Source organism: Halobacterium sp. CBA1126, assembly GCF_009741975.1.
Lineage (GTDB): Archaea > Halobacteriota > Halobacteria > Halobacteriales > Halobacteriaceae > Halobacterium.
The window spans coordinates 1-5,982 of record NZ_WPCF01000130.1; the positions used below are offsets into that span (position 1 = coordinate 1).

The following is a 5,982-nucleotide window of genomic DNA, read 5'->3' on the forward strand; positions in this document are numbered from 1 at the left end:
ACCTCGTGACCGTCCTCGGACTCCCGGTCCTACTGCTGGTCTTGTGGTACTTCAAATTCCTTTACGGCGTCTTCAGCGGTCCAATCGAGGGTGAGGGTTACGGCGAGTGACATCCTCCCAGACCGACCTTGGCTGGGCAACACGAACAGGTATACATTCGATAGGTCTCACCCGCGAGCGTCCGTTCAAACTAGGCAGCTCCGACGAGGCAGTATTCGGTGAGGTACGAGAGACTCCGTGAGAAGTGACTGGCTGATTCAGTCGTCCTCGACGTAATCGTCCTCGTCAGTAACGACGTCGTGCTTACCGTACATTAGTGGGCTTTAGTTCAGGCAACGTCGCCTCTTGATGAGCGCGTCGAGTGCGTCTGAGTCGATCGGTCCTGCTGATGGCGGCTCTATCTGACCGCTCCGGTGGTTTCTACCCCCTCAGGCACTGGAAAGCTGGGAATCGGGTTCTCGAGTTTGTGCATCGGAGTTTAGACGAGGAACTAGATGTCGGCGTCGGCCATCTCTTGGAGGGTGGTCGCCACGCTGACGCCCGTGGTGACGCCGTCGTAGAAGTCGTCCTCGTTGTAGTCCAGCAGGTCGATAGTCATCTTCGTTCCTTGCGGATGGACGCTTAGAACCAACAGCGGCTACCCATTCGACTGTATTCGTCACTTTGACGATTACTCGATTCCGGTTAGCCCGGCCGCCGTGAGCAGCGACAGTGATGTCCACACAGCAAGTGAGAACACACTCGCGGCCGGGGATGCGGCTCGGACCGTCATCGTTACGGCCGGCTCAACAGCATAGGTCAGCACGAGTCCGCGATACGCGCTTAGCGGACCTGCCGCAAGCGCCCCACCCAGTCCACGTTCGACGATCCAACCTCGTCCAACCCCGGCAATCACGACGAGGTCGAATCCGACGACGACCACGAGCAACAAGCCGACCGCTGACACGAGTCCACGACGAGCAGACCGCGCTACTGACGAAATTAACAGCGTGATAGCGAGGACGACACCCGCAAACACCATCGTCAACGTGACGAACCGCGCGTAGTACACCGGGGAGTCTAACCCTCCGGATTGCGCAAGCACGTTCTGCGTGCCGCCCGACAGTGGAACGACGAACACCGCTGCCAACAGTGTCACGACGATAATACCGAGTGCGACTGCGAGTCGACCACAGTAGACGCCAAGTCCGTACCGAATTGGCGTTACCGGAAATGTATCGAGGACCTTCAGCTCCCCCCGCAGCCGGTCGCCGAGAATCGCACGATACCCGAGTGCAACCACCAGCACCGGCACCAGGACCTCGACCGGCGTGAGTAACGCGAGTACGAGCGGTACATAGCCTGCTTGCCCGCCGAGGATCGCAATCGCCACGACCAGGGCGAAGAATCCGAGGGCTAGCAACCAAACCGACCGGGACCGTACAAGTGCCCGCAACTCTCGCTCGAAAATAGCGGTGAACTGCCGGGTGGCGTCACTCACTGCGATCACCCCCCTTGGATGTAACCGTGCGGCCCCGGACCGCTGTCTCGAAGGCGTCCGCTAGGGTGTCCGTCTCCGTGTCTGCACGCACTGCGTCCGGAGACCCAGCCGAAACGATATCGCCATCAGACACCACGAGTAGGTAATCGGCGTCGGCCGCGCGCGACAGGTCGTGGGTCGTCAGCACGACGGCCTGGTCGCGCTCGGTCAACCCGGAAATCACATCGTATACGTGCCGAGTCATCTCTGGATCGAGGCCGCTTGTTGGTTCATCAAGCACAACCAGTTCGGGTGATCCTAGTAGACTGACCGCGATGCCAAGGAGACGACGCATCCCTCCAGAGAGTGCATCCGTACGACGATCAGCCGCGGCTTCGAGTCCGACGCGTGCGAGGGCGGCATCGACGTCGGTCTCGCCCGCGAGCAACGCCGCGTAGAACGCCACCGTCTCGTGGACCGTCGCCGACGGCTGAAACCGTGGGTCTTGCGGGAGATACCCGACAGGCCGTTCGCCGCTGGCGTGGAGTGTGATTTCACCAGCAGTCGGTGTGTCTACGCCGGTAATGAGTTCCGCCAGCGTCGTCTTCCCGGATCCATTCGGCCCGATAATCGCCGTCACCCTGTTATCGGGTATCGAAAACGAGACCTCTTCGAGGACGTCGACATCGCCGAACGATTTCGAGATATCCGTAGCCTCGACGACAGCCGACGCTGCCGCAGGGGTGTTTTCGTCGCTCGTGGCGACACGTTCACCCATTCGTGTGGCAGTTTACTGGCCACTCGAAAAAGTGTACTGACCCACCACTCTTTGTCACGCCCCCCATAACGTCTGATATGGAGTTCTGGCACGTGGCTGCTGCTGGCGTGCTCGTCCTTGCAGCCGTCCTCGGGCCGTTCGCTATGAGCGGTGGTAGTCAGCAGGTAACCGCTGTTCCGATGGAGGATACGAAGTCCACGGGGGTCCCGGAAAGCGTCGTTGTCCGCGCTCACGAGTCGACGCTTGCGCTGCCGACCGGGCAGGTCGCGTTCTCCCAATTCAAATTCGCCGTCGGTTACTACGGTCTCACGTCGATGGTTGCGGGACTACAGGAGAGTACGGAACGGGAATTCGGGCGGCCGATGGCTGTGTACGTCTCGGATTTCACCGGAACTGGCGTCTACGTTGGAGATGATGGGCTCCTTCGAACACCGATGGACGCAGATCCTGGGTGGGTGCCAGCTAGGACAGCCTACTTTGTCGTTGGCAGTAATGCCAGTATTCCAACGCGGAATCAGACACTGGTACCGTTCTCGAATCGGAGTGACGCCATCGAGTTCACCCGACAGTACGGTGGACGGCTGGAACGGTGGGACGCGGTCCAACAGTTAGATGTCGGCGTTGCGGGGCGTTCCGCGTCGGAATGGCAGCGCTTCAGTGAGACGCGAAGCGAGCGTGCTGACCGGACGGCAGCTCGTGCGCGGTCGCTTCTCGATCGGCCAGTTACGGCGACGGTCGAACCAAACGAATCGCTGACCGCAGCGGTTCAGACTGCGCCACCGAACACAACGATTCGGCTGGCAAGCGGGAACTATTCCGTCTCCGACATCACGGTAGACAAGCCCCTGACGATTCGTGGCGACGGCGCCAACCGAACGCGCATTATTGGTGACAGAAATCGCAGCGTCGTTTACGTGAACACGTCGCGCGTTGCAATCGCCGACCTCTCACTGACTGGCATCGGGACGGTACGGACCCGCGATCGCGCGAACATTACGAGCGTGCCCGTGCAGAACGAGTCGTTCCGGGAACAGTACTGGGCGACGCACGGCTACGGCGACGCCGGACTCGTCTTTAATCGGTCCGCGAGGTCGCTCGTCAGGGACGTCCGGATGCAGACACGCGCAAATGGCGTCATCGCACGGAATAGCCCGAACCTCACGGTCTCGAACCTTACGGTTGTGGGAACGAAAGATTGGGAGGACGGGTTCCTTGGCGTCTCCATTCTTGGTGCACCCGCCCTCGTGCAGAACTCGACGTTCTACGGTGGGAAAGTCGGTGTCTTCGCCCACGACACCCAGTCGTTCACCGTCCGAGACTCTTCGATGGAGGGAATGATGATTGGCGTGTTCAGTGTGTTCGCTCAGGGCGCGTTTGCTGCTGATAACGACGTCGAGGACACGTATGTCGGCGTCTATATTCACGACCGGTCGAATCGGAACGTCGTCACGAGAAACGCTGTCAAGAACAGCAGAAACGGTGTTCTTGTGTCCGGCCGGTCAAGCTATGTTGCCGAAAATGTACTGACACATAACCATCACGGAATCGTCGTGCAAGGGCAGTATGCAGTCTACGAGGAAAATGTCGCGGCGTTCAACCGTGTGGGCATTCGGGCGCTGTCGCTATTCCCGACGAACCACGTCACCGATAACGACATCGCGTATAATCGCCAGTACGCCGACACGGCCCGCTTCAACGTGTTACATGTCTGGCAAGGGAACTACTGGCGGGGTGCTCCCGGTGTAGATACTGACGGTGACGGCTCACTTTCGCGAGCCTTCCGCCCCACAGGACCAGTCGGAATGGTCGCAGACGGTGGGACTGGAGCCCCGACGTTGGCTCGATCCCCCACCCTCAAACTGCTCCGTCAGCTACAGCAGACGATTCCCGGGGTCCGATTTGGCGGCGTCGTGGACGTATCTCCACGAGCAAGGCCAGGCCATCCAACGCTGTTGGAGCAACTCGCAGATACCCAACGTCCGCCGGGACAGTTCGACGACGAGGACGAATGGGACTTCACATTTTAAACAATCTGTGACGAGTTCGACCACTGGCAGCGCGAATACGAGAAGCGGCGTGGTGATCTGCAAGGACACGGTACACGGTGGGCGCACGAGAATATGCAGGCTATCGGCCGTGAACCGCCTCGGGGTCAAGCCCCCGGGGCATTCGCCTCGACAGCCTGTGAAGAGGAAAGCCGATTCAAACTGACGCTTCACCGGATGGCGAACGGGGTAGTAGCTGAATCTCGTGATTACACAAGGAGCTGGATGTCGGCGTCGGCCATGTCTTGGAGCGCGGTTGCCGCGCCGACGCCTGTGGTGACGCCGTCGTAGAAGTCGTCTTCGTCGTAGTCCATGAGGTCGATGGTCATCTGGCAGGCCTGGAACTCCACGCCCATGTCGAGGCTCGTCTCGATGAGTTCCTCGATGGTCGCGGTGTCGTTGTCCGCGATTTTCTTCTCCATCATCTTCGTCGTCACGCGGTCCATCCCGGGGAGCGCGGCGACGGCGTTCGGGACGGGCATGTTGGGGTTGCCGACGGAGCTGAGTTTGAGGTTCTTCGAGCGCTCCTCGTGGAGGATGTCCAGCCCCCAGAACGTGTGGAAGACGGTCACGTCGTAGCCGAACGCGGCGGCGGTACTGGCGAGGATGAGCGGCGGGTACGCCATGTCCAGCGTCCCCTTCGTCGCGATGATGCTCATCTTCTTGCCGTCGTCGTCGCTGGTGGCTTCGGCGAGGGCGTCCTCGAGTTCGTCGACGCGCGCGGCCAGCTCCGCACGGGAGGGCGCGTCGTCGGCGGGCGCGTCGGGTGTGTCCGTGCTCATCGTTACTCCGTCTTGCGGACGTAGTGTTTGTACACGTCGTCGCCTTCCTCTTGGTCGACGAGCTCGACGCCCGCGGTTCCGGACGCCCAGCCGTCGATGTCGCTCATGCTTCCGGGGTCGGTCGCCAGCACTTCGAGGACCTCACCTTCCGCGAGGTCGTCGATGGCGGACTTCGTCTGCACTACTGGCATGGGGCACGATGCGCCTTTGACGTCGAGCGTCTCCGTGATGTCGAATTCAGCACTCATTGGTTATCTGCTCCGTGAGTCTGTATTGGAGCTATCGCACAATACCCCCTGCCCAAGTAAAAGATTGTCGATTCTTGTGGACACTACCAACTACTCTAATCCCTAATTAAGGCGAAGAATCGAGTATACTGCCTATACAAGTGGTATAATCCGCCCTCAGCGGAATCGAGCTCATTATAGTATTGTCCTAAAGTGGAATTACTATCCAAATGCTTTTGTGCGACCACCCAGTAGAAGCGACTGCACAACATGAACGCTGACGACTTCCCGACTCCGGACGTCGACGTGGACTCCGTCGACCCGGAGACACTGAAGGACCGCATCGACGCCGACGAGGACGTCACGCTCCTCGACGCGCGCATGCAATCGGACTACGAGGAGTGGCGTATCGACGGCGAGAACGTCACGTCGATCAACGTCCCGTACTTCGAGTTCCTCGAGGACGACATCGACGACGACGTCCTCGCCGAAATCCCCGACGACCGCGAAGTGACCGTCCTGTGTGCGAAGGGCGGCGCCAGCGAGTTCGTCGCGGGTACGCTCGCCGAGCGCGGCTACGACGTGAACCACCTCGAGGACGGGATGAACGGCTGGGCAAGCATCTACGAGGCCGTCGAAATCGACCGCTACGACGGGCGCCGGCACCCTGCTGCAGTACCAGCGCCCCTCC

Annotated in this window: 5 protein-coding genes and 4 pseudogenes; 4 read left to right on the forward strand and 5 right to left on the reverse strand. The window is 60.3% G+C overall.

Features of this window, described 5'->3' with window-relative positions:
• Nucleotides 1–110, forward strand: a pseudogene (locus tag GJ634_RS16740) (cytochrome d ubiquinol oxidase subunit II); the annotation flags it as partial.
• Between the two features lie 380 nt (nucleotides 111–490).
• On the opposite strand, the pseudogene GJ634_RS13565 reads toward GJ634_RS16740, so the two are convergent.
• The 3 genes and pseudogenes from GJ634_RS13565 to GJ634_RS13575 all read right to left on the reverse strand — a co-directional run.
• Nucleotides 491–604: pseudogene (locus GJ634_RS13565) on the reverse strand (DsrE/DsrF/DrsH-like family protein); the annotation flags it as partial.
• Nucleotides 605–670: 66 nt separating this feature from the next.
• On the reverse strand, nucleotides 671–1,480 hold the full coding sequence (locus tag GJ634_RS13570) for an ABC transporter permease (RefSeq protein WP_157503414.1): 810 nt from the start codon (nucleotides 1,478–1,480) through the stop codon (nucleotides 671–673).
• Complete coding sequence (locus GJ634_RS13575) at nucleotides 1,473–2,237, reverse strand: ABC transporter ATP-binding protein (RefSeq protein WP_157503416.1); 765 nt, start codon at nucleotides 2,235–2,237, stop codon at nucleotides 1,473–1,475. The genes GJ634_RS13570 and GJ634_RS13575 overlap by 8 nt, the downstream gene beginning before the upstream one ends.
• A gap of 77 nt (nucleotides 2,238–2,314) precedes the next feature.
• Between GJ634_RS13575 and GJ634_RS13580 the strand changes: the two genes are divergently transcribed.
• Both GJ634_RS13580 and GJ634_RS16260 read left to right on the forward strand, forming a co-directional pair.
• Nucleotides 2,315–4,264: a NosD domain-containing protein gene (locus tag GJ634_RS13580; protein WP_157503418.1), complete on the forward strand. Its 1,950-nt coding sequence runs from the start codon at nucleotides 2,315–2,317 to the stop codon at nucleotides 4,262–4,264.
• Nucleotides 4,265–4,273: 9 nt separating this feature from the next.
• A pseudogene (locus GJ634_RS16260) lies at nucleotides 4,274–4,492 on the forward strand (hypothetical protein); the annotation flags it as partial.
• Here GJ634_RS16260 and GJ634_RS13585 read toward each other — a convergent pair.
• Both GJ634_RS13585 and GJ634_RS13590 read right to left on the reverse strand, forming a co-directional pair.
• Nucleotides 4,492–5,064 (reverse strand): DsrE/DsrF/DrsH-like family protein, encoded by a 573-nt coding sequence (locus GJ634_RS13585; RefSeq protein WP_157503420.1) that lies wholly within the window; start codon nucleotides 5,062–5,064, stop codon nucleotides 4,492–4,494. The pseudogene GJ634_RS16260 and the gene GJ634_RS13585 sit on opposite strands and share 1 nt — an antisense overlap.
• Before the next feature lie 2 nt (nucleotides 5,065–5,066).
• Nucleotides 5,067–5,312, reverse strand: a complete 246-nt coding sequence (locus tag GJ634_RS13590) for a sulfurtransferase TusA family protein (protein WP_157503422.1) — start codon at nucleotides 5,310–5,312, stop codon at nucleotides 5,067–5,069.
• 249 nt (nucleotides 5,313–5,561) lie between these two features.
• On the opposite strand from GJ634_RS13590, the pseudogene GJ634_RS13595 reads away from it, so the two are divergent.
• Nucleotides 5,562–5,982, forward strand: a pseudogene (locus GJ634_RS13595) (rhodanese-like domain-containing protein); the annotation flags it as partial.

Bases quoted from the DNA above. Each gene is read 5' to 3' on its own strand.
- GJ634_RS13575 (WP_157503416.1), bottom strand. From the start codon at position 2,237: ATGGGTGAACGTGTCGCCACGAGCGACGAAAACACCCCTGCGGCAGCG.
- GJ634_RS13580 (WP_157503418.1), top strand. From the start codon at position 2,315: ATGGAGTTCTGGCACGTGGCTGCTGCTGGCGTGCTCGTCCTTGCAGCC.
- GJ634_RS13585 (WP_157503420.1), bottom strand. From the start codon at position 5,064: ATGAGCACGGACACACCCGACGCGCCCGCCGACGACGCGCCCTCCCGT.
- GJ634_RS13590 (WP_157503422.1), bottom strand. From the start codon at position 5,312: ATGAGTGCTGAATTCGACATCACGGAGACGCTCGACGTCAAAGGCGCA.